Origin of the sequence: Lentzea sp. HUAS12, from assembly GCF_024125735.1 — a bacterium.
Lineage (GTDB): Bacteria > Actinomycetota > Actinomycetes > Mycobacteriales > Pseudonocardiaceae > Lentzea > Lentzea albida.
The window spans coordinates 2,315,514-2,335,919 of the sequence record NZ_CP099738.1 but is presented as its reverse complement, the minus strand read 5'-3'; the positions used below and the strand labels follow the sequence as shown (position 1 = coordinate 2,335,919).

The following is a 20,406-nucleotide window of genomic DNA, read 5'->3' as shown; positions in this document are numbered from 1 at the left end:
GAGGGCTTCAGGCCGCCACCGGGGCGGAGCACCTCGTGCGCACCTCGTGGAGGATCCACGTGACCGCCTCCGCCGAGCTCGGCGGCCGGGACGACCGGTGCAGCAGCGCCGGCGCGTTGCGCCAGATGTGCGTCCACGCGTCGAGGGCGGCGTCTTCGGCCGCGGCGGGATCGGCGTGACCGGTCTCCGCCCTCAAAGCGTCCGTGACGAGACCGAAGACCGCGCCCGCGAGGAGGTCGTACAGCCGACCGAACGCGGCCTGGTCACCCCGTGCGACGGCGGTCATGAGCTCGCCGGCGCAGGCCGTCCTCATCGCTGCCCGGGGCACACGGGAGCGGGCTCCGGAGCGCCGCCGTCCTGTGCGGTGATCCTGAATGCGCAGAGGTCGTACCCGTTGCGGAGCAGTGCCCTGGTCATGCCGAGCACGTCCTGGCGGGACGGAGTGGGCGTGCGCGCCAGCACGAAGCCGGTCCGGCGGTCCGGCGCGCCGACCACCGCCCAGCGGTAGTCGCGGTCGAGCCCGATCACCCAGTAGGTGCCCGGCCTGTCGAAGCTCCAGCCGTCGGCCGTCCGGACGAACGACACCTGCAGCTTCGAGGTGGAGGCGGGGTCGGTCAGGCGGGCCCTGCCCTCCAGCGACGTCGTCACGCCACCCTCGCGCGTGCACGAGTTCACGACCTTGACCTGGCCTTCCGGCAACAGGGTGTACACCGCGCCGTCGTTGCGGACGCACTGCGCCTGGAACGGCTGGGGGATCGCCGCCACCTGCACCCAGCGACCCTGGTAGCGCTCGAGGTCGACCGAGCGGACCGGCCGCACCTCGGTGTCGGGCGTGCCGGCGGTCGCCGGGACGGGGACCAGACACAGACCGAGTGCGAGGGCCGCCGCCACCGCCGTGAAACGCATGAGATCACCTTTCGACACCCAACGAGCCCTGCGCACAGAACGCTAGGGCCGGGGACGACGGCCTGCATGATGGCGGGACGGCCGGGTCGGCGTGGGTGGTTCGCCCTGGGCGGACCACGGCGCACCGCGGGCTTGCCGGGTGGCTCGGACCGGACAGGGCGGTCCGTTCGGGTCGGCGTGGGCGTGGCCGACCGCGGTCCGGGCAGGGCGAGCAAGAGCTTCACGGACCAGGGTCGTCGGGGGAGAGCCGGGGCTCACGGGCCAGGTCGCCGGGCAGCACCGGTCACATCCGGTCGAGCAGCCCCGCGACGTCATCGGGCTGCGCACCGGGGCTGGTCGTCCTGATCCCGTTGCTCCAGCCGAGGTCCTCGCGCCAGCGCAGCACCGGCCCGCGTCCGGTCACCACCTGACCGCGCATCGGACGCGCCGGTTCGAGGTCCAGGACCACCTGGGTCACGTCGATGCCCTCGCAGGCGAGGTAGTCGACGACGTTGTCGAAGTACTGGGCGATCGCGATGGGCGTGCGTCTCTCGCGGGTGTGGTGCACCGCGAACCTCCTTTGGGGCCGTGTGAACTCACACACCTTGCTGCCGTCGGAGCAGCGAAGTCAGAGCACAAGGTCCCGATCTGCCAGGGCCGGTAGGAGGAGTCGATACGCCCGTTCTCGCACAGGCGCGGCTGCCGGACGCCGGACCAGCCCACCGGATGACCGGGCCCGTCCGAGGCCGGACGTCGGCGAGCGAGTCGCCGGAGGGGCGTCCACGCGCACGCAGGGCCGGACCGGCCGCTGGTCGAGCTCCGTTGCTCCTGGAGGTCGTCGTGCCGCCGGGCGACCAGTGCTCCGCCGCGGCCGGTGCGGAAGCGGCGAAGGTCCCCGCGCGGGATGACTTCGGGCCCTCCAGACCCGCCGCCACGGGGACGAGCCTGGAAGTGCGCGTCCACGAACGACACTGGAGACATCTGTGACGGCACTGGTCCCGGCCCCGATCGAGATCCACCCCGGATCCGCCCGCCGCAAGGGCAAGGGGGCGACACTGCTCGGCCTGCTCCGCACCACCGACCACAAGCAGATCGGCGTGATGTACCTCGTCACCACCTTCGCCTTCTTCATGGTGGGCGGGGCCATGGCGATGCTCATTCGCGGCGAGCTGGCCCGGCCGGGACTGCAGTTCCTCTCCGCGGAGCAGTACAACCAGCTGTTCACCATGCACGGCACGGTGATGCTGCTGCTCTACGCGACGCCGAGCGTCTTCGGTTTCGCCAACTTCGTGCTGCCGCTCCAGATCGGCTCGCCGGACGTCGCGTTCCCGCGGTTGAACGCGTTGTCGTTCTGGCTCTTCCTGTTCGGTGGCCTGATCATGCTGGGCGGCTTCGTGACGCCGGGCGGCGCCGCCGACTTCGGCTGGTTCGCCTACGTCCCGCTCTCCGGCGCGGCCCACTCGCCGGGGGTCGGCGCCAACCTCTGGATCGTCGGGGTCGCGGTGGGCGGGCTCGGCACCATCCTCGGCGCGGTCAACATGGTCACGACGGTGGTGTGCCTGCGCGGCCCCGGGATGACGATGTGGCGGATGCCGATCTTCACCTGGAACGTCCTGGTCACCAGCATCCTGGTGCTGATCGTGTTCCCGATCCTCACCGCGGCGGGGTTCGGCCTGCTCGCCGACCGGCTGCTCGGGGCGCACGTCTTCGACCCGGCCAACGGCGGAGTCGTGTTGTGGCAGCACATGTTCTGGTTCTTCGGCCATCCCGAGGTGTACATCCTGGCGCTGCCGTTCTTCGGGGTGATCTCGGAGATCGTCCCGGTGTTCTCGCGCAAGCCGATCTTCGGCTACAAGGGCCTGGTGTGGGCGACGCTGTCGATCGCCGCGCTGTCCCTCGCGGTGTGGGCGCACCACATGTACGCCACGGGCGCGGTGCTGCTGCCGTTCTTCGCGCTGCTGACGTTCCTGGTCGCCATCCCGACGGGCATCAAGTTCTTCAACTGGATCGGCACGATGTGGAAGGGCCGGCTGACCTTCGAGTCGCCGATGCTGTTCTCCGTCGGCTTCCTGGTGACCTTCCTCTTCGGCGGGCTGAGCGGTGTCCTGCTCGCCGCACCGCCACTGGACTTCCACGTGTCCGACACCTACTTCGTGGTGGCCCACTTCCACTACGTCCTCTACGGCACGATCGTGTTCGCCACGTTCGCCGGGATCTACTTCTGGTTCCCGAAGATCACCGGCAGGATGCTGGACGAACGCCTGGCGGCGGTGCACTTCTGGACGACGTTCGTCGGCTTCCACCTCACCTTCCTGCTGCAGCACTGGCTCGGGAACCAGGGCATGCCCCGCCGTTACGCCGACTACCTCGCCACGGACGGCTTCACCGGCCTGAACACCCTGTCGACGGTCGGCGCGTACGTGCTGGGCGCCTCGACGTTGCCGTTCATCTGGAACGTGGTCAGGAGCTACCGGTTCGGCGAGGTCGTGACCGTCGACGACCCGTGGGGGTTCGGCGGCTCGCTGGAGTGGGCCACGTCGTGTCCACCGCCGCGGCACAACTTCACGGAGCTGCCCCGAATCCGGTCGCACCGGCCGGCGTTCGACCTCCACCACCCGCACATGATCGAGCGCAGCCATCGCGAAGCCCGCGTCGGGTTCACCGGGCGGGCGCTGGACGGAGCTGGTGACAACGAGCAGACCGGGGAGACGCCGTGACAGCCGAGCGGTGAACCGGGGGAATGCCGGGGTGTGCAGGTCGCCCTTTGCCGACCACGCGCGGACTTCCACGCTCACGGGGTCGTTTCCGAGCGCGGACGGACGGTGGGCCACAGAACGGCACGGCTGTGATCGGCCGTCGTGGCCCAGCCCGTGATCGTGCCCCTGTTGTTGATCTGCGCGGCTGTGCTCGAGGTGGCTCCGGGCAGCGTGCCGAGGTCGGAAGCCCGGCCGGTGCGGCTCCACCGCACGGCGTGTGACTCGAAGCTCCGCGGACTCACGTCCGCCCAGCCGACCACGGTGCCTTCGTCGTTGATGTCGTTCGACATGCTCTGCCGGCCACCCAACGTGCCCAGGTCTCTCGCCCGTCCGTTCTCGTCCCACCTCACCGCGTGCGAGAAGCCCTCCGGACCGGAGACCACCGCGAAGCCGGCGATCTCGTCGTGCGAGTCGATCTCGACCGGTGTGGACCTGGTGCTGTCGCGCAGATCGCGCAGGACCGCGACCCTGCCCTCGGAATCCCAGCGCACGGTGTACTGGCGGCCGTCCGCGGTGCCCGCGTACCCGAACGCCGTTCCCCTGTCGTTGATGCCTCGGGCGACGCTCCACGCCTCGTCCGGCAGCCTGTCCAAGGGCAGCCGACCGCCGTGCCGGTCCCACTTCCTCGCGACGGCGCCTTCGTTTCCGACGACCACGTCGAGGTTGTTGAGGCCGCTGAGCGTCGCGCGCGGCGAGATCTCGGTGATCGCACCGGTCGCGTCCCACAGCACCCCTGGGCCCGGCGACAGGCCGTTCCCGGCTTCTCCGATGACGGTCCCACGGTCGTTGATCACACGCGCGGTGGAATCCACCTCGCCTGGAAGTGTGCCCAGATCCGCGACCGTCCCGTCCCTCGCCCAGCGGACGGCCCGCGTGTGCCCGTTCTCACCGGCTGACGTGCCCACAGCGGTTCCGGCGTCGTTCAGATCCACCGCCGTGCTGCTCGTCTCACCGGAAAGTCTGCCGAGCCTGGTGATCCTTCCTCTGCGGTCCCACCGCACAGCGCGTGCCGAGCCGTCCCCGAGGTAGGCGATGCCGGCGACGAGATCGTGCTCGTTGAGGGCGTTCGGGTAGGCGGAACCTCCGAGGGATTCGAGCACGACCACGGGCGTGGACGTCGTCGTGACCGCGCCGGCGGGAGTGGGGAGGACCCCGCCGCTCGATCCGAAGGCCAGGACGGCCGCGGCACTGCCGCGGAGAACGGTTCGAACGGTGTTCACAACGCACCTCTTCCGTGAGTCGAGGGCTGCAACCGTGCCGGAGGCCGGTGTCACCGTTGCGGCCGATGTGCACCTGACCGAAGTGGGTGCGCGCCGTCCGCGCGGTGACCGGCGTGACCGCGCCGGACCTCCTGCCGCAGCAGGAACACGAGCGGCGGCAGCATGATCAGCACGTAGACGGTCTCGTACCACCCGAAGAGCCACAGCGGGACGTGGAACGCGATCACGGCCAGGTAGCCGAGGCGGGTCCACCGCCCGCCGGCCACCACGAGGATCCCCGCCGCGGCCTCGAAAGCGATGAGCAGGCAGATCAGCAGGACGTGGTTCGGCGGCACGACGGCCCGCCACGCCCGCGTCACCCAGTCGAAGTGGGCGGGATCGGCGAAGCCCGCGTAGTCGTCCCCGCGCGCCAGGTTGATCACGTGGAGCAGTGCGCCGCCGACGACGAACAGCACGCCCACCGCGATCCTGCCCACATAGAGCCCGACCTCCCAGCGGAGAGCGAGCAGTGCGCCGCTGATGGTCGCCACGACGCACACGAGCCACAGGGCGATGAAGAAGACGTAGTTCTGCACCGGTTCCACCTCCCGCTCCCATGGCAGCACCGGCTTCTCGCGGCACTCCAGTGCCGAACGGATCGCCCGGCCGGGGCACAGTGGCCCCGTTCGGATACCCCCGGGGGTAGTTGCAGGCGTGTCGCCATGCCGCGTACGGTGGTGTCACGGGTACCCCCGGGGGTATCTACGCAAAGTGTGGGCGACCAGCTGAAAGCCTTGTGCGGAAGAGGGAAATGACCATGTCGTTGGAAGTCGAGGTCGTGGCGACCTCGTCACTGGGAGACCGCAGCTATCTGGCGCACGACGGACGCGTGGCGGTCGTGGTGGACCCGCAGCGCGACATCGACCGGCTCGTGGAGCTGGCGGGCCGGCGCGGGATCAGGATCACCCACGTCGTGGAGACGCACCTGCACAACGACTACGTGTCCGGAGGCCTGGCGCTGGCGAGGCTGATGGGGGCGGTGTACGTCGTGGCCGGTGCCGACGACGTGGCGTTCGACCGGTTGCCCGTGGTGGACGGCGACGAGATCGTGCTGTCCGAACGGATGCGGCTGACCGTGCTGGCCACACCGGGGCACACGTTCCACCACGTCTCGTACGTCCTGCACGGGCCAGGAGGCCCACAAGGTGTGTTCACCGGTGGTTCATTGCTGTTCGGCACCACAGGTCGGACCGATCTGCTGGGCAAGCAGCACGCGAACACCCTTGCGCACCACCAGCACTCGTCGGTGCGCCGCCTCGCGGACCTGTTGCCGGACGGGGCGGAGATCTGGCCCACGCACGGGTTCGGCAGTTTCTGCTCCGCCACGCAGGCCGACGCACCGTCGTCGACGATCGGCAGGGAGAGGGCGAGCAACCCCGCGCTGTGCCTGGAGGCGGACGACTTCGTCGGCCAGGTGCTCGCCGGACTCGACGCCTATCCCGCCTACTACGCGCACATGGGCGTGCGGAACGCCGAAGGCGCCGGCCTGATCGACCTGACGCCGGTGCGGATCGCGGACGCCGCCGAGCTGCGCGGCCGCATCGAGGCGCGGGAGTGGGTCGTGGACCTGCGTTCGCGCAAGGCCTTCGCGCACCAGCACCTGATCGGCACGCTGAGCTTCGGGCTGGACGGGCCGATGTCCACCTGGCTCGGCTGGATGGTGCCGTGGGGCGCTCCGATCACGCTGCTCGGCGAGTCCGCCGAGGAGGTGGCGCAGGCGCAGCGGGAGCTGGCGCGGATCGGCATCGACCGTCCCGCTGCCGCCGCGACCGGCACACCGGAGCAGTGGGCGCGGGACGAGAGCGGTCTCGGGGAGCTGGCCGTGGCCACGTTCGCCGACCTGGCCGCCGCGCGAGCCGGCGACCCGCCGCACGGCCTGCCGCCCGCCGACGTCGTCCTGGACGTGCGGCTGGCCGGCGAGTGGCGGCAGGGACACCTCGAAGGCGCCGTCCACGTGCCGTTGCCCGAGTTGCCGCGGAGAGTGGCGGAACTGCCCGCCGGAACCGTGTGGGTGCACTGCCAGTCCGGGTACCGGGCGTCCATCGCGGCGAGCGTGCTGGCCGCGGCGGGACGTCGGGCGGTGCACGTCGACGACGACTTCGGCAACGCCGGCGCGACTGTCGCGGGGGAGCGGGCATGAGCTCACCGGTGACCCTGGACGCGGCCGGGCTCCGCCGGCAGCTGGAGACCGGAGCCGGCCCGCGGCTCATCGACGTGCGCACGCCCGGCGAGTTCGAGGCCGCGCACGTCCCCGGTTCCTACAACGTGCCGCTGGACCTGCTGCGCGAGCACCGCGACGAGCTGCGCGCGCACCTGGACGAGCAGGTCGTGCTGATCTGCCGAACCGGGCGGCGGGCCGTGGAGGCCGAACGGGCGCTCGCGGCCGCGGGACTGCCCAACCTTCGCCTGCTCGACGGCGGCATCACCGCGTGGCAGGCGGCGGGCGGGCCGGTGCGGCACGGGACACCGCGCTGGGACCTGGAACGCCAGGTCCGGCTGGTGGCGGGTGCGGTGGTGCTCCTCTCGGTCCTGGTCGGTCTGCTGGTGCCGCCGGTGACCTGGCTCGCGGCCCTGGTCGGCGCCGGGCTGGCCACGGCGGCCCTCACCGACACCTGTGTGCTGGGCACGGCGCTCTCGCGGCTGCCCTACAACCAGGGCCCGCGCACGACGTTCGCGTCCGTGGTGGCGGCGCTGGGCGATCGGAGCAGGTGAGCGGGATGGTGGTGCTCACGCTGCTCGCCGCGGTGCTCGTCGGCCTCGCGCTGGGGGTGCTCGGCGGTGGCGGGTCGATCCTGACCGTGCCGGTGCTGGTCTACCTGGCAGGCCAGGAACCCAAGCAGGCCATCGCGATGTCGTTGTTCGTCGTCGGTGTCACCAGCGCGTTCGGTGCCGTGTCGCACGCACGGGCCGGTCGGGTGCGGTGGCGGACGGGACTGGTGTTCGGAGCGGCGGGCATGGCCGGCGCCTACGGCGGTGGCCGCCTCGCGGAACTGGTGCCCGGAACGTGGCTGCTGGTGGGCTTCGCCGTGATGATGATCGCAACGGCGGTGGCGATGCTCCGCGGCCGGCGGGAGGGCGGCCCGGTGAAACCGCACGGGGAGCTCCCCGTGCCGCGGGTCGTCGCCGAAGGGCTCGTGGTCGGCGCGGTCACCGGCCTGGTCGGTGCCGGGGGCGGGTTCCTCGTGGTCCCCGCGCTGGCGTTGCTGGGCGGTCTGCCCATGGCGGTCGCCGTGGGCACGTCGCTCGTGGTGATCGCGATGAAGTCCTTCGCGGGGCTCGCGGGCTACCTCGCGACCGTCCACGTCGACTGGACGCTCACCCTGCTGGTCGCCGCCGCGGCGGTGGTGGGCAGCCTGGCCGGCGGGCGGCTGACCGGGCTGATCCCGGACACCGCGCTGCGCAAGGGGTTCGGCTGGTTCGTGCTCGTGATGGGCGGCTTCGTCCTCGCGCAGGAGCTCCCGGTGGCGGTCTGGGTGGTCCCGGTCCTGCTCCTGGGGGGCGCGGGCGGTGCGTGGCTGGTCGGACGCGTGCGGCAGAAGGCGGACAGGGGTGGCGGCCCCGAGTAGGGGCCGCCACCCTCGTCTCACCGGCTCAGCCAGCGGTCGAACGCCGCGAGGTGGCGTTGCGACGCGGTCAGCAGGCTGCCGTAGACGCGCTGGACATCGGGTGCGGTGAGTCCGCCGAGCGACTCGCGCAGCAGTGCGATGTCCGCCGTCTCCACGGCGCGTCCGGCCTCGAGCGCGGCGTCCTGGTTCGCGGCTCCCTGCGCCAGCAACCGGTCGTAGGTCGCCTGCACAGCCGGTGTCGCGAACTTTCCGGGCGCCTGGTTCGCGGTGGGATCGGTGATCCCGTAGCGGCTCAGCAGCGTCCGGACCGCTTCGAGGTGCGTGGTCTCCGACGCGGCGATGTGGTCGAAGACCGGCGCGTCGTAGCGGCGGGCGAACTCGGCGTACAGGTCGTGGGCCAGCTTCTCCTCCTCGGCGTTGGCCGCGAGCGCGGTGCGCTGCACCTCTGTGAGCGTGCCGCTCGGGTCGGTGATGCCGGGAACGGCGAGGCATCCTCCGTCGCGCGGCCCGCCGCGCGGCGTGGTGACCGGGCCGTGGCCGGGGCCGGGGCCGTTCATCGGCGGTGAGGCGGTCGCCAGTGCGACCGTCCCGGCGAACGCACCCGCCGTGACGATTCCGGCCGCCGTGATCGCGGCGATCCGGGTCCGGGTCTTCATGGCTCCTCCTTTCCTCGTGACGGTCCCATCGTCGGCCTCGCCCGCGAAGGCGGTGCGCAGATCGTGTGGAGATGACGTGGAGCCCTTGCCCGGCAGGTACTTCGTCCCTCGAACGGGGAGATCCGTCCGCGTAGACAGGACCTGTGGCAGACACCGTGCTCGTCGTGGAGGACGAGAAGGAGATCCGCGAGCTGCTGCGCCGGTACCTCGAACGCGCGGGGTTCACCGTGCTGACGACGGGTTCCGGCGCGCACGCGCTTTCGGTGGTGGCCGACGGCACGGCCGCCCTGGTGGTGCTGGACCTCGGCCTGCCCGACGTCGACGGGATCGAGGTGCTGCGCGCGGCACGGGAGTCGGGGCGCACGCCGGTGGTCGTGCTGACCGCGCGGGGCGAGGTGGAGGACCGCATCCGCGGTCTGGAGCTCGGCGCCGACGACTACGTGACCAAACCGTTCAGCCCCACCGAACTCGTGCTGCGGGTGCAGGCGGTGCTGCACCGCGTGAACTCCGCCGCACCGCCCGGACCGGTGTCCTTCGGGCAGGGGCGCCTCCTGCTCGACGAGGAGAGGCGCGAAGCGCGCTGGGACGGTGAGCTGCTGGAGCTGACTCCCACGGAGTGGGGGATCCTCGCCGCGGTCGCGTCGGTTCCCGGCCGGGTGTACTCGCGCTACGAGCTGATCAACCGCGTGCGCGGCTACGAGTTCGAGGGGTACGAGCGCACGATCGACTCCCACGTGAAGAACCTGCGCCACAAGCTCGGCCCCGGTGGGCCGGACGTGGTGCGAACGGTGATCGGCGTCGGCTACCGGCTGGGGCTGAGCCGTGATCCGTGACCGCTTCGGCCCGTTGAGCACGCGCCTGCTCGCGGCGTTCCTCGTCGTCGCGCTGTCGTCGGTGGTCGTGCTCACCGGCGGCGCGCTGTGGGGAACGGGCCGGGGCCTGGAGGCGGCGGAGACGGCCGCGCGGCGGCAGGCCGCCGACCGGGTGGCCGCTGCTGTCGCCGCCGCCTACACCGCCGCGGGCGGGTGGGGCGGCGTGAACCTCGCCGCGGCCGCCGACCTCGCGACGGGCGCCGGGGCCCGCCTCGTGGTGAGGACGGCCGACGGCGTGACGGTGTCCGGTCACGGCCGCGGCATGCCGATGAACACCGGGACCGGAGCGGGTCGGGTGGAGACGCAGGTGGTGGCGGGCGGTGCGGTGGTGGGCTCCGTCCTGCTGGTCTTCGGCTCCCCAGCCGATCCCGCCGCGCGGGACGTCGCCTGGGGCTGGATCCTGCTCGCGGCGGGCGTCGCCCTGGTGGTCGCCGGCCTCGCCACGTGGTTCGTGGGCCGGCGGATCGTCGTGCCGCTCGCCCGTCTCACCCGCGCCGCGAGGCGCATCTCCGCCGGGGACCGCTCGGCGCGAGCGGGGGTGCACGCACCGGGAGAGCTCGGCGAGCTCGCGACCGCGTTCGACCACATGGCGGAGGAGGTCGCGCGCGCCGAGCGGACGCGTCGCGACCTGACCGGTGACGTCGCGCACGAGCTGCGCACGCCGCTGGCCGCGCTGCAGGCGGGGCTGGAGGAGCTGCGGGACGGGCTGGCCGAGCCGGACGCCGCCCGCCTGAGCGCCCTGCACGACCAGGCGCAGCGACTCGGCCGGATCGTGCGGGACCTGGCCGAGCTCGCCGAGGCGGAGAGCGCGGCGCTGTCGTTGCAGTGGCGGGAGACCGACCTCGCCGAGGTCGCGCGGACGGCGGTGCGCGCGCACGACGCCCACCTGCGCGCCGCCGGCCTGGAGGTGGTCACCGAACTGGAACCCGGAGTCGTGGTGCGCGCGGATCCCGACCGCCTGCACCAGGCGCTGGGCAACCTGCTGTCGAACTGCGCGCGTCACGCCCGCCGCGGCGCGAGGGTGACGGTGCGCGTCCGTCGTGCCGGCGAGGCCGCGCTGGTGGAGGTGCACGACACCGGACCCGGCATCCCGGCGGAGGAGCTCGGGCACGTCTTCGAACGGCGCTGGCGCGGGGACTCCGCGCGCGGCACGGCCGGAACCGGTATCGGGCTCGCCGTCGTCAAGGAGCTCGTGACCGCCCACGGCGGCACCGTCACCGCCACTTCCGGCGGTGACGGCACCCTGTTCACCATCACCCTGCCGCGGTCACCCGCGCGGTGAGCGCGTCCAGCGCGGCGCGCAGACGCACGCCCGCCTCCTCGGCGACCGGGCCCAGTCCCTCCTGCCCGGTCATCTCGGTCATCACGTCCGGGGCGAGGGCCTGGACGACCGTGTGTCCGGCGTCCGCGCGGACGACCACGTTGCACGGCAGGAGCAGGCCGATCGTCCGGTCGACGTCCAGCGCCCGCTGCGCCAGCGGTGGGTTGCAGGCTCCGAGGATCACGTACGGCTCCATCTCGGCGCCGAGCTTCTCCCGCAGCGTCGCCCGGACGTCGATCTCGGTCAGCACACCGAAACCCTGGTCCTTCAGGGCCGTGCGGACGGCTGCCACGGCGTCGTCGTGAGGCAGGTCGAGGGTGACGGTCAGGTCGTACTTCACGGTCGTCGCTCCTCTCCGCGGCGGGATCGTGCGGCGGCGCGCACCTGGTCCATGTCGAGCTCGCCGACCTTGGTGATCAGCTCCTCGAGGGCGGTGGCGGGAAGAGCGCCGGGCCGGGAGTAGACGACGACGCCGTCACGGATGACCATCAGCGTCGGGATGGACGAGATGCCGAACGCCTCCGCCAGTTCCGCCTCCGTCTCGGTGTTCACCTTGCCGAACGTGAGGTCGCCGTGCCGTGACGCGGCCTGTTCGAAGACCGGTGCGAAGACCCTGCAGGGGCCGCACCAGGACGCCCAGAAGTCGACCAGGACCGTGCCCGGGCGGGTCGTGACGTCGGTGAAGTTGTCCTTGTTCAGTTCGATGGTGTCCACAGCGGACTCCTCCTCAGTTGGTCGCCGCGCGTGCGATCAGCGCCGCACCGAGCTCGGACGCCTCGGCGGGGCTCAGGCTGATCCACTCGCTGCGGTGCCCCTGGTGACCGGACGAGATCCGCACGGTCACCCAGCGGATCGAGCTCGCGGGAATGGCCGCGTGCCCCACGGTGATGTGGCGCCCGCACCTGGTCGTGATCACCTTCAGTTCGCCGTCGTTCATCTGGTTCCTCCGGTCACATACACCCAGGGGTATCTGGTTCAACGTCGCCCGGCGGTTCTCCATTCCCCTTCAGGTACCCTGGGGGGTACTCGAGGAGGTAGCCGGTGGAGATGGACGAAGACGTGCTCGCGGACGTGGTCAAGCGACTGCGCCGGGTGCAGGGCCAGGTCGGCGGGCTCGTGCAGATGATCGAGTCCGGACGCGACTGCAAGGACGTGATCACGCAGCTGGCGGCCGCGTCGCGAGCACTGGACCGGGCCGGCTTCAAGCTGATCGCCAGCGGTCTGGAGAAGTGCGTCTCCGACGACTCCGAGCAGGCGGTGGCCGACCGCGCCCAGCTCGAGAAGCTGTTCCTCGCACTGGCCTGACCCGGTCACGGCGCCAGCAGGCAGACGGGCGGCAGGACGAACCAGCGCAGCGCCTCGAAGTCCTCAGGCAGGCCGGTGGGCCCGTCGTCGACGAGGTCGGCGCGGGCCGCGAACAGGCACCTGGCCTCGTCGAGCTGAGTCGCGAGCGCCGCGTCGCCGGCGCGAGCCGGTGCGGCGGGGACCTCCCCGGTCACGGCCGCGCGCAGGTCCGGCAGTCCCAGCGGGACCGTCGCGGCGGCACGATGGGTCCAGAGTCCCGTGTGCGGGTCGAAGACGTAGTCGGTCAGCAGCCGGTGGCCGTGACGGGCGACGAGCCGGACCGCCTCGACCAGGTAGTCGCGGACCGCGTCGGTGATGAAGTAGTTGAAGCCGAGCCGCACCCAGCCGGGCTTCACGCCCTCGCAGCCGATGGCGACCTCGTGGTCGTAGCCGTGGGAGTGCGCGGTGTCGATGGCCAGCAGCCGGTGGCCGTACGGTCCCGCGCACGAGCAGCCACCGCGCGCCTGGACGCCGAACAGGTCGTTGAGCACGGCGACCACGAAGTTGTGGTGCAGGAACCGGTCGCCCGAGCGGATCCGGAACGACACGATCGGCAGCCGCGCGGCGCCGTGGTCGCCGAGGATCTCGATGCCCGGCTCGTCCTCCCACGTCGCGAAGGCGTGCCGCCACAGGCGTTCCTCGCGGTGCTGGATCGTCCGGGTGCCGACGGCCTCCTTGAGCGCGAACACCAGGCCCGCCCTGATGGACTCGACGATGGCCGGTGTGCCGCCCTCCTCGCGCGCCACGGGGTCGTCCAGGTAGCGGTGACCGTCCGGCCGCACGAAAGCGACCGTGCCACCACCCGGCACGGTGGGCACGGTGTTGGTGACGAGCTCCCGCCGGACGACGAGGACCCCGGGGGTCTGCGGACCGCCGACGAACTTGTGCGGTGAGAGGAAGACGGCGTCCTTGTGGTCACCACGGCCCGGAGCGCTCTCGCGCACGCGGATCGGCACGTACGGGGCCGCCGCGGCGTAGTCCCAGAAGGACAGTGCGCCGTGGTCGTGCAGCAGCGCCGCGATGCTGTCGGTGTTGGTCAGCACGCCGGTCACGTTCGAGGCGGCGGAGAAGCTGCCGATCCTCAGTGGACGGTTTTCGAACCGGACGAGCTGCCTGCGCAGCTCGGCGAGGTCGATGTGCCCGTGGTCGTCCTCGCCGATCACCACGACGTCCGCTGTCGACTCGCGCCACGGCAGCTCGTTGGAGTGGTGCTCGTAGGGGCCGACGAACACGACCGGTCGCTCGTGCGGTGGGATGCGCCGGCTCAGCGAGTACTCCTGGTCCAGCCCGGCCGGGATCCTGATCTCCAGGATGCCGATGAGCTTGCTGATCGCGGCGGTCGCACCGGAACCGCAGAAGATCACGAGGTCGTCCTCGGTCCCGCCGACCGAGTCGCGGATCAGGCGCCGCGCCTGCTCCCGCAGCCTCGTGGTGTACCGGCCGGTGCCGGAGCTCTCGGTGTGGGTGTTGGCGTAGCGCGGCAGGACGTGCGCGCGCAGGAAGTCCTCGACGAAGTCCAGCGCCCGGCCCGACGCGGTGTAGTCCGCGTAGATGATCCGGCGCGGGCCGTACGGACCGTCGAGCACGTCGTGGTCTCCGATGAGCCCGCGGCGGATGCGTTCCAGCAGAGGCGATGCCGGTGCTGCGAGGACGTTGCTCGTCACGGTTCCATCCTGGATCCGGCGGCACGGCGGGGACGCGGTCGATGGGCCCGCTCGTGCGGGGACGTTGGCCCCTGGGAGCTCCTCCCCGCGGATCGAAGACTGTGACCATGACCAAGCGGATCGTGATCCTCGGCGGTGGCACCGGCGGAACCCTCGCCGCGAACAGGTTGCGCCGCGCGCTGGACGCGGAGTGCGAGATCACCGTCGTCGACCGCGACGACGACCACGTCTACCAGCCCGGGCTGCTGTTCCTGCCGTTCGGGCTCGCCCACGCGGACGACCTGGTGCGGTCCCGGCGGCGGCAGCTGCGCGAGGGCATCGCCTACCGCGACAGCGGGGTGGACCACGTGGACGTCGAGGCGAACGTCGTGCACCTCGCGAACGGCGAAGTGCTCGGTTACGACGTCCTCGTCATCGCCACCGGCGCCCGGCTCGCGCCGGAGGAGACCGAGGGTCTGACCGGTGCCGGCTGGTTGTCGAGGACCTTCAGCTTCTACGACCTGCCCGGGGCGACGGCGCTCGCACGGGCGCTGCGCGAGTTCACCGGCGGCCGGATCGTCGTCAACGTCGTGGACCTGCCGATCAAGTGCCCGGTCGCACCGCTCGAGTTCTGCTTCCTGGCGGACTGGTACTTCCACGAGCGCGGCATCCGCGACCGCGTCCGGCTGACCTACGTCACGCCGCTCGACGGCGCCTTCACCACCCCCGTCGCCGCCCGGTCGCTCGCCGGAATGCTGCAGGAGAAGGGCATCGAGCTCGTCACCGAGTTCAACACCGGTGAGGTCGACGGCGAGGAGGGGAAGCTGGTCTCCTACGACGGGCGCGAGGTCGAGTTCGACCTGGCGGTCGTCGTGCCGGTGCACGGAGGCGCCGAATGCGTGGAGCGCTCCTGGGGACTGGGTGACGCGCTCGGTTTCGTGCCCACCGACGAACACACCCTGCAGTCCGAGGTGAGGGACAACATCTTCGTCATCGGCGACGCCGCCGCCGTCCCCACGTCGAAGGCGGGGTCCGTGACCCACTTCGAGGGAGAGGTGCTCGTCCGCAACGTCGAGCGGCACCTGGCGGGACAGGATCTCGACGCGAGCTTCGACGGCCACACCAACTGCTTCATCGAGAGCGGCTTCGGCAAGGCGTTGCTGATCGACTTCAACTACGACACCGAGCCGGTGCCCGGTCACTACCCCGCTTCGGTGGGGTTGCCGCTGCTCAAGGAGTCGAGGCTCAACCACCTCGGCAAGCTGATGTTCTCCTGGCTGTACTGGCACAGCCTGCTGCCCGGACGGAACCTGCCGGGCGTGTCCACCGCGATGCCCAGAGCGGGCAAGCGGTTCGAAGTGGCCCAGGGAGGAAGCTGATGCCCACCAAGCTGTACGCGGGGACCGAGGTGACGGTGACCGACGAGGGTTTCTTCACCGACCCCGGCCAGTGGAACGAGGACATGGCGCCGGAGATCGCGCGGGAGGCCGGCATCGGCGACCTGAGCGCGCGGCACTGGCAGGTCATCGACTTCATGCGCGCGGAGTTCGCCGAGAAGGGCAGCGGGCCCACGGTCCGGGCGCTCGGCAAGACCTCGGGCGTCAGCGTGAAGGAGCTCTACCAGCTCTTCCCGAAGGGCCCGGCGAAGCTCGCCGCCCGGATCGCGGGCATCCCGAAGCCGCGTGGCTGCATCTGATCGCAAGAAAGGACGGTCCGCGATGACCGACAAGATCGAGAAGGTCTCCGTCATCGTCTCCAAGGGCTCGCTGGAGGGGATCTACCCGGCCCTCATCATGGCCAACGGCGCCCGCGCCGAGGGCATCGAGGCGAACCTGTTCTTCACGTTCTTCGGCCTCGACGCCGTGCACAAGGCCAAGCACGAGCACATCAAGCTCGCCACCGTCGGCAACCCGGGCCTGCACCTCGCGACCTGGGCGGGCGGACTGCCCGGCATGTCCGCGGTGATGACGCACCACCTCGCGCGCAAGATGGACGACCTCGACATCCCGCCGATCCCCGAGTTCGTCGAGCTGATCGCGGACACGGGCGCCGGCCTCTACGCCTGCCAGGCCTCGGTCGACCTGTTCGGACTGTCCAAGGAGGACTTCGTCGACCAGGTGCGGGACATCATCACGGTCGGCGAGTTCTACGACCTCGCGGCGGGCGGCCAGATCATCTTCACCTGACCGCCCGTCCGGGCGGGAACCGGATGCGGGCGCCTGTACCGCCGTCGTCCCGAACACGTGGCCTGAAGGTGTTGTCCGAAGCGCCCAGGGCGCGCGGGCCTGACCTCGATGCGGGGCTGGTGCGGCTACGCGGTGCCGCGTTCGGGCGCCTGGCGCCCGGCAAACTCTCGAGAAAGGACACCGAGGTGAAAGCAGCGGTCGTGACCGACTTCAGCAAACCGTTGGAGATCCAGGAGTTGCCGACACCCGAACCGGGACCCGGTCAGATGCTGGTGCGGATCGAGGCGTCGGGGCTGTGCCACACCGACATCCACGCGGCGCACGGTGACTGGCCGGTCAAACCCCGGCCGCCGTTCGTTCCCGGCCACGAGGGGATCGGCCGCGTCGAGGCGGTCGCCCCCGGCGTCGCGAGCGACTGGGTGGGCAAGCGGGTCGCCATTCCGTGGCTCGGATCCGCCTGCGGCAGCTGCCGGTACTGCGTCTCCGGCTGGGAGACGCTGTGCGAGAGCCAGGTCAACAGCGGCTACTCGGTCGACGGCGCCTACGCCGAGTACGCGCTCGCTCACGCCAACGGCGTGGTCGAGGTTCCGGACGGCGTGTCCTCGGTGGACGCCGCGCCGCTGACGTGTGCCGGGGTGACCACGTACAAGGCCATCAAGGTGGCGAAGGTCGTGCCGGCGGAACGGGTCGCGGTGTTCGGCATCGGCGGACTCGGGCACATGGCGGTGCAGTACGCGCGTCTCGTCGGTGGCTTCGTCACCGCCGTCGACGTCGAGCAGGGCAAACTCGACCTTGCCCGCGAGCTGGGCGCGGACCACCTGGTGAACGCCGCGCAGACCGATCCGGTCGAGGCGATCCGCGCGGTCGGCGGCGCCGACGTGGCCGTGGTGCTGGCCGCCTCGCCGAAGCCGTTCGCGCAGGCGTACCGGTCACTTCGCCGCGGCGGCCGGCTCGTGATGGTGGCGCTGCCCGCCGACGACGCCGCGATCACGGTCCCGATCTTCGACACCGTTCTCGGCGGGATCTCGGTGATCGGCTCGATCGTGGGCACCCGTGCCGACCTCGCCGAGGTGTTCGCCCTGCACGCGGCGGGCCGCACCAGGGTGATCACGCAGACCCGCGTGCTCGACGACGTCAACGAGTCCTTCGACGACGTGCTCAACGGCCGCGTACCGGCACGGCTGGTCTTCCAGTTGTGAGGCTCCGCCGTTCTGCCTGAGTCCGGAGCAGGATCGGGCGTTCCGGCTCTGTCCGGAAGAGTCGTTCGTCCTCCGGAGCCGGAACTTCCGGTTCTGCACCGGGGCGACGCGCCTGCCTACGGTGCTGGACGGGCAGGGAGTGCGCACTTGGTCGCACCAGCGCGCGGAGGTGGGAGTGAGGGCAGATGGGCGAAGGCGCGACACGGCCGGGGGAGGCGGCTCTCTGGAAGCTCGTGCCTCTCCTGAACTCGATCGTCGGGGACGTCCGCGGCACGCCGGACGTGAGCGCGACGAGCAGGTCTGTCGTGGAGGCGGCGGTGAGCGATCTGGCCGGAGCCGAACACGCGAGCGTGGTGGTGGTCGGCGAGAAGTGGCCGGTCGCGGCGTCGAGCCGGCTCGCGTCCGAACTGGACGATGCACAGCACGCGCTGAACGAGGGACCGTGCGTCGACGCTCTGCGCGAACGGGCCGTGCACACCGGTGACCTCACCCGCGAAACCCGGTGGCCGGGGTTCGCCGCCTTCGCGGCAGGACGGAGGATCCGTTCCGCCCACGTGGTTCAGCTCTTCGTCACCGGGTCCGTGCGGGGAACGCTGAACCTCTACTCGTCACAGGTAGGTTCGTTCACCGCGGACGAGGAGAAGCACACCCACCTGTTCGCGAGCCACGCCGCCATCGCCATCGCGGCCGCGCGGCACAAAGCGCAGATGCTGCAGGCGATCGAGATGCGCGACACGATAGGCATGGCCAAGGGCATCCTCATGGAGCGCGACGACCTCGGCCCCTCGGAGGCGTTCCAGCTTCTCGTGAGGACGTCGCAACGCTCGAACATGAGGTTGCGGACGTTGTCCAGCTGGATCGTCGCCAACAGACGTGCTCTGTGACCCCACCGGCTCCGGGGTGCCCGTTCAGATCGGAGCGATCAGCCCGTAGTGGCCGTCGTAGCGGTGGTAGAGCAGGTGTCCCCGGCCAGTGGTGAGGTCCCGGTAGAACAGGAACGGGTACTCGGTCTCGGTGAGCCGGTGCACGGCCTGCTCACCGGACAGGTCCGGGATCGGATGCGGGGTGAACGTCAGGGGCAGGCGCGGAGGCGTCGCGGGTGGAGCCGGTGAGCCCAGGCGTGCCATCCGGTAGCCGGTGGGCCCGATCCGGTAGACCACGCCGTCCTGCCCGCTGTCGCCGTCGACGAACAGGTGCGCGTCGAAGTCCATCAGGTCCATCGTCAGGGCCGCCTCGTCCGGGGTGCGGCGTGCCGGTGGCACCTCCTTGCGGCGCACGACCTCCCGCTGCCCGGCCGGCCTGGCCTGCGGCCGGGGGCGTCCCCGGCGGCCGGGCTCCGGCCACCGCCGGGGACGCCACGGTGCGTCCAGCCGCGCGAGCTGCTCGCCCAGCCGGACGCCGATCAGAGCGCCCGTCTCCTCCCAGCGGGCGGTTCCCGCCTGCACCCGTACCGGTCGTCCGTCGGCCACGAGGTTCACCTGGGCGAGGGCCGGCCACGACGCGCCGGACGAGGTGTCGGCGGTCAGCCTGATCCGCGCCGCGGACCACCGGCCCCGCAGAGGGCGGAGCACCGCGGCGACCTGCGACCGGACGAGCTCCCGCGCGTCCTCGGCCGCCTGGCCCGCTGTGGTGATCGCGATCTCTCCCACCGAAGCCACCTGCCCGCTCACCCGGCCTCCTCAAGTCTCCAGAGCGCATGATCATGGTGCGACCGCACGTTGACGCCCAGCAGTGCCGAACGTCCCGACCGGTGGCTGCCAACGCCTCTGGAGCCGTGCGCCGTGCGCGGGTGGCCGGTGGTGGCGCTCAGCCGGTGGGCCGGTCGGCGGTCCGGCGTTCGAGGAAGACGGTGTCGCGCCAGACCCCGTGGTGCCGGGCGATGCGTTCGCGGACACCGAGGGTGCGGAAGCCGGCGGAGTGGTGCAGGGCGAGGCTGGCGCGGTTCTCCGGGAAGATCGAGGTCTGCAGCGTCCAGACCCCGGCGTCGTCGGCCGCGGTGACCTGCCGGTGCACCAGGGCCTTGCCGACGCCCCGGCCGCGGAAGTCCGCACCCACGTACACGGAGGTCTCGGCCACTCCGGCGTAACAGTCCCTTGTGGACACCGCGGTGAGGGCGGCCCAGCCGGCGACCTGGCCGTCGACCTCGGCGATCCAGCGGTGGTCCGGGAGCCACTTGGCGTCGAGCGCCCTGCGCAGGGGCACTTCGGTTTCGAACGTCGCGTTCCCCGTCGCGATGCCTTCGCCGTAGATGCGGCGCACGGCGTTCCAGTCGTCGCCGTGCAGTGGCCGGACGTGGACGTCCGCCGGGAGGTCGCCGGGGCAGCAGGGACGCGGTGCGAGCAGGCCCATGACGACGTCGGCGGCGTGGGGGAGGCCGGTGCAGCAGGACGGGTTCACGCTGACGTGGGTCGTGGTGCCTTCCCTGTGCTGCCGGAGGAAACCGACCTCGACGAGCTTGCGCACGTGGTGCGAGCAGGTGGACTGGCTGATGCCCGCGAGCTCGGCGAGTTCACCGACGGTCACAGCGCGGCCCGCGGTCGCGACGGCGTGCAGCAGGCGCACGCGGGTCGGTTCCGCCAGGCACGCGAACCAGTCGGCGTAGGTCGCGGCGTCCTCGGCGGGGAGCACGGCCGGCGTGGGCGCGGTGGTCGTCATGGATGAAGTATCGATCGTCATCGATGGTTGCGTCAATCGATGGCGGTCGATACAGTCCCACTCG

24 protein-coding genes are annotated in these 20,406 nt (G+C 71.4%); 12 read left to right on the top strand and 12 right to left on the bottom strand.

The features are described from left to right. Nucleotides 1–7: 7 nt before the first annotated feature. From ND450_RS10205 to ND450_RS10195, 3 genes are all read right to left on the bottom strand, one after another. The gene (locus tag ND450_RS10205; protein ID WP_253325894.1) at nucleotides 8–313 is read right to left on the bottom strand and encodes a hypothetical protein; all 306 of its coding nucleotides are present in this window, start codon (nucleotides 311–313) and stop codon (nucleotides 8–10) included. Beyond that, a complete protein-coding gene (locus tag ND450_RS10200; protein WP_253325893.1) occupies nucleotides 310–906 on the bottom strand; it encodes a lipocalin family protein in 597 nt (198 codons plus the stop codon). The genes ND450_RS10205 and ND450_RS10200 overlap by 4 nt, the downstream gene beginning before the upstream one ends. Nucleotides 907–1,189: 283 nt before the next feature. Next, nucleotides 1,190–1,453: a hypothetical protein gene (locus ND450_RS10195; RefSeq protein ID WP_253325892.1), complete on the bottom strand. Its 264-nt coding sequence runs from the start codon at nucleotides 1,451–1,453 to the stop codon at nucleotides 1,190–1,192. A 415-nt stretch (nucleotides 1,454–1,868) separates the two neighbouring features. Here ND450_RS10195 and ctaD point away from each other — a divergent pair, with 415 nt between their 5' ends. After that, nucleotides 1,869–3,602: a cytochrome c oxidase subunit I gene (gene ctaD, locus ND450_RS10190; RefSeq protein ID WP_253325891.1), complete on the top strand. Its 1,734-nt coding sequence runs from the start codon at nucleotides 1,869–1,871 to the stop codon at nucleotides 3,600–3,602. 74 nt (nucleotides 3,603–3,676) lie between these two features. On the opposite strand, the gene ND450_RS10185 is transcribed toward ctaD, so the two are convergent. Together ND450_RS10185 and ND450_RS10180 are read right to left on the bottom strand one after the other, a co-directional pair. Continuing rightward, a complete protein-coding gene (locus ND450_RS10185; RefSeq protein ID WP_253325890.1) occupies nucleotides 3,677–4,861 on the bottom strand; it encodes a hypothetical protein in 1,185 nt (394 codons plus the stop codon). A gap of 50 nt (nucleotides 4,862–4,911) precedes the next feature. After that, nucleotides 4,912–5,436: a hypothetical protein gene (locus ND450_RS10180; RefSeq protein ID WP_253325889.1), complete on the bottom strand. Its 525-nt coding sequence runs from the start codon at nucleotides 5,434–5,436 to the stop codon at nucleotides 4,912–4,914. A gap of 221 nt (nucleotides 5,437–5,657) precedes the next feature. On the opposite strand from ND450_RS10180, the gene ND450_RS10175 reads away from it, so the two are divergent. The 3 genes from ND450_RS10175 to ND450_RS10165 are packed head-to-tail and all read left to right on the top strand — an operon-like array spanning nucleotide 5,658 to nucleotide 8,466. Continuing rightward, nucleotides 5,658–7,040: a rhodanese-like domain-containing protein gene (locus ND450_RS10175; RefSeq protein WP_253325888.1), complete on the top strand. Its 1,383-nt coding sequence runs from the start codon at nucleotides 5,658–5,660 to the stop codon at nucleotides 7,038–7,040. Next, nucleotides 7,037–7,612 carry a rhodanese-like domain-containing protein gene (locus ND450_RS10170; protein WP_253325887.1) on the top strand — a complete coding sequence of 192 codons (576 nt, stop codon included), beginning with the start codon at nucleotides 7,037–7,039 and terminating at the stop codon, nucleotides 7,610–7,612. Before ND450_RS10175 ends, ND450_RS10170 begins: the two co-directional genes overlap by 4 nt. 5 nt (nucleotides 7,613–7,617) lie before the next feature. Further along, complete coding sequence (locus tag ND450_RS10165) at nucleotides 7,618–8,466, top strand: sulfite exporter TauE/SafE family protein (protein WP_253325886.1); 849 nt, start codon at nucleotides 7,618–7,620, stop codon at nucleotides 8,464–8,466. 17 nt (nucleotides 8,467–8,483) lie between these two features. Here the strand turns inward: ND450_RS10165 and ND450_RS10160 are convergent, their stop codons facing one another. Continuing rightward, nucleotides 8,484–9,122, bottom strand: coding sequence for a DUF2202 domain-containing protein (locus ND450_RS10160; RefSeq protein WP_253325885.1), 639 nt, complete (start codon nucleotides 9,120–9,122; stop codon nucleotides 8,484–8,486). A gap of 143 nt (nucleotides 9,123–9,265) precedes the next feature. Here ND450_RS10160 and ND450_RS10155 point away from each other — a divergent pair, with 143 nt between their 5' ends. Both ND450_RS10155 and ND450_RS10150 read left to right on the top strand, forming a co-directional pair. Then, nucleotides 9,266–9,955: a response regulator transcription factor gene (locus ND450_RS10155; protein ID WP_253325884.1), complete on the top strand. Its 690-nt coding sequence runs from the start codon at nucleotides 9,266–9,268 to the stop codon at nucleotides 9,953–9,955. After that, entirely contained in the window at nucleotides 9,945–11,276 is a 1,332-nt protein-coding gene (locus tag ND450_RS10150; RefSeq protein WP_253325883.1) for a HAMP domain-containing sensor histidine kinase, read from the top strand. The genes ND450_RS10155 and ND450_RS10150 overlap by 11 nt, the downstream gene beginning before the upstream one ends. Here ND450_RS10150 and ND450_RS10145 read toward each other — a convergent pair. From ND450_RS10145 to ND450_RS10135, 3 genes are read right to left on the bottom strand one after another with little or no spacing between them, the layout of a single operon-like run. Then, nucleotides 11,248–11,655, bottom strand: a complete 408-nt coding sequence (locus tag ND450_RS10145) for a DUF302 domain-containing protein (protein ID WP_253325882.1) — start codon at nucleotides 11,653–11,655, stop codon at nucleotides 11,248–11,250. The genes ND450_RS10150 and ND450_RS10145 overlap by 29 nt on opposite strands. Further along, on the bottom strand, nucleotides 11,652–12,029 hold the full coding sequence (gene trxA, locus ND450_RS10140) for a thioredoxin (protein ID WP_253325881.1): 378 nt from the start codon (nucleotides 12,027–12,029) through the stop codon (nucleotides 11,652–11,654). Before trxA ends, ND450_RS10145 begins: the two co-directional genes overlap by 4 nt. A gap of 13 nt (nucleotides 12,030–12,042) precedes the next feature. After that, nucleotides 12,043–12,252 (bottom strand): hypothetical protein, encoded by a 210-nt coding sequence (locus tag ND450_RS10135; protein ID WP_253325880.1) that lies wholly within the window; start codon nucleotides 12,250–12,252, stop codon nucleotides 12,043–12,045. 110 nt (nucleotides 12,253–12,362) lie between these two features. Between ND450_RS10135 and ND450_RS10130 the strand changes: the two genes are divergently transcribed. Beyond that, complete coding sequence (locus ND450_RS10130; RefSeq protein ID WP_089920896.1) at nucleotides 12,363–12,620, top strand: metal-sensitive transcriptional regulator; 258 nt, start codon at nucleotides 12,363–12,365, stop codon at nucleotides 12,618–12,620. Between the two features lie 5 nt (nucleotides 12,621–12,625). On the opposite strand, the gene ND450_RS10125 is transcribed toward ND450_RS10130, so the two are convergent. Next, on the bottom strand, nucleotides 12,626–14,323 hold the full coding sequence (locus ND450_RS10125; RefSeq protein WP_253325879.1) for an aminotransferase class V-fold PLP-dependent enzyme: 1,698 nt from the start codon (nucleotides 14,321–14,323) through the stop codon (nucleotides 12,626–12,628). 107 nt (nucleotides 14,324–14,430) lie between these two features. Between ND450_RS10125 and ND450_RS10120 the strand changes: the two genes are divergently transcribed. The 5 genes from ND450_RS10120 (at nucleotide 14,431) to ND450_RS10100 (ending at nucleotide 18,571) form a co-directional block, all read left to right on the top strand. Then, nucleotides 14,431–15,681 (top strand): NAD(P)/FAD-dependent oxidoreductase, encoded by a 1,251-nt coding sequence (locus ND450_RS10120; RefSeq protein ID WP_253325878.1) that lies wholly within the window; start codon nucleotides 14,431–14,433, stop codon nucleotides 15,679–15,681. Beyond that, complete coding sequence (locus ND450_RS10115) at nucleotides 15,681–15,998, top strand: TusE/DsrC/DsvC family sulfur relay protein (protein WP_253325877.1); 318 nt, start codon at nucleotides 15,681–15,683, stop codon at nucleotides 15,996–15,998. Before ND450_RS10120 ends, ND450_RS10115 begins: the two co-directional genes overlap by 1 nt. A gap of 22 nt (nucleotides 15,999–16,020) precedes the next feature. Next, entirely contained in the window at nucleotides 16,021–16,488 is a 468-nt protein-coding gene (locus ND450_RS10110; RefSeq protein ID WP_253325876.1) for a DsrE/DsrF/DrsH-like family protein, read from the top strand. Between the two features lie 185 nt (nucleotides 16,489–16,673). Continuing rightward, nucleotides 16,674–17,687: a zinc-dependent alcohol dehydrogenase gene (locus tag ND450_RS10105; protein ID WP_253325875.1), complete on the top strand. Its 1,014-nt coding sequence runs from the start codon at nucleotides 16,674–16,676 to the stop codon at nucleotides 17,685–17,687. A 185-nt stretch (nucleotides 17,688–17,872) separates the two neighbouring features. Beyond that, on the top strand, nucleotides 17,873–18,571 hold the full coding sequence (locus ND450_RS10100; RefSeq protein WP_253325874.1) for a GAF and ANTAR domain-containing protein: 699 nt from the start codon (nucleotides 17,873–17,875) through the stop codon (nucleotides 18,569–18,571). Nucleotides 18,572–18,595: 24 nt separating this feature from the next. Here ND450_RS10100 and ND450_RS10095 read toward each other — a convergent pair whose 3' ends face one another. Together ND450_RS10095 and ND450_RS10090 are read right to left on the bottom strand one after the other, a co-directional pair. Further along, nucleotides 18,596–19,357 carry a sigma 54 modulation/S30EA ribosomal C-terminal domain-containing protein gene (locus ND450_RS10095; protein WP_253325873.1) on the bottom strand — a complete coding sequence of 254 codons (762 nt, stop codon included), beginning with the start codon at nucleotides 19,355–19,357 and terminating at the stop codon, nucleotides 18,596–18,598. A 136-nt stretch (nucleotides 19,358–19,493) separates the two neighbouring features. Beyond that, entirely contained in the window at nucleotides 19,494–20,342 is an 849-nt protein-coding gene (locus ND450_RS10090) for a metalloregulator ArsR/SmtB family transcription factor (RefSeq protein WP_253325872.1), read from the bottom strand. Nucleotides 20,343–20,406 lie beyond the last annotated feature (64 nt).

Bases quoted from the DNA above. Each gene is read 5' to 3' on its own strand.
- ND450_RS10205 (WP_253325894.1), bottom strand. From the start codon at position 313: ATGAGGACGGCCTGCGCCGGCGAGCTCATGACCGCCGTCGCACGGGGT.
- ND450_RS10165 (WP_253325886.1), top strand. From the start codon at position 7,618: ATGGTGGTGCTCACGCTGCTCGCCGCGGTGCTCGTCGGCCTCGCGCTG.
- ND450_RS10090 (WP_253325872.1), bottom strand. From the start codon at position 20,342: ATGACGACCACCGCGCCCACGCCGGCCGTGCTCCCCGCCGAGGACGCC.
- ND450_RS10110 (WP_253325876.1), top strand. From the start codon at position 16,021: ATGACCGACAAGATCGAGAAGGTCTCCGTCATCGTCTCCAAGGGCTCG.
- ND450_RS10120 (WP_253325878.1), top strand. From the start codon at position 14,431: ATGACCAAGCGGATCGTGATCCTCGGCGGTGGCACCGGCGGAACCCTC.
- ND450_RS10175 (WP_253325888.1), top strand. From the start codon at position 5,658: ATGTCGTTGGAAGTCGAGGTCGTGGCGACCTCGTCACTGGGAGACCGC.
- ND450_RS10170 (WP_253325887.1), top strand. From the start codon at position 7,037: ATGAGCTCACCGGTGACCCTGGACGCGGCCGGGCTCCGCCGGCAGCTG.
- ND450_RS10130 (WP_089920896.1), top strand. From the start codon at position 12,363: ATGGACGAAGACGTGCTCGCGGACGTGGTCAAGCGACTGCGCCGGGTG.
- ND450_RS10135 (WP_253325880.1), bottom strand. From the start codon at position 12,252: ATGAACGACGGCGAACTGAAGGTGATCACGACCAGGTGCGGGCGCCAC.
- ND450_RS10100 (WP_253325874.1), top strand. From the start codon at position 17,873: ATGGGCGAAGGCGCGACACGGCCGGGGGAGGCGGCTCTCTGGAAGCTC.
- ND450_RS10200 (WP_253325893.1), bottom strand. From the start codon at position 906: ATGCGTTTCACGGCGGTGGCGGCGGCCCTCGCACTCGGTCTGTGTCTG.
- ND450_RS10160 (WP_253325885.1), bottom strand. From the start codon at position 9,122: ATGAAGACCCGGACCCGGATCGCCGCGATCACGGCGGCCGGAATCGTC.
- ND450_RS10115 (WP_253325877.1), top strand. From the start codon at position 15,681: ATGCCCACCAAGCTGTACGCGGGGACCGAGGTGACGGTGACCGACGAG.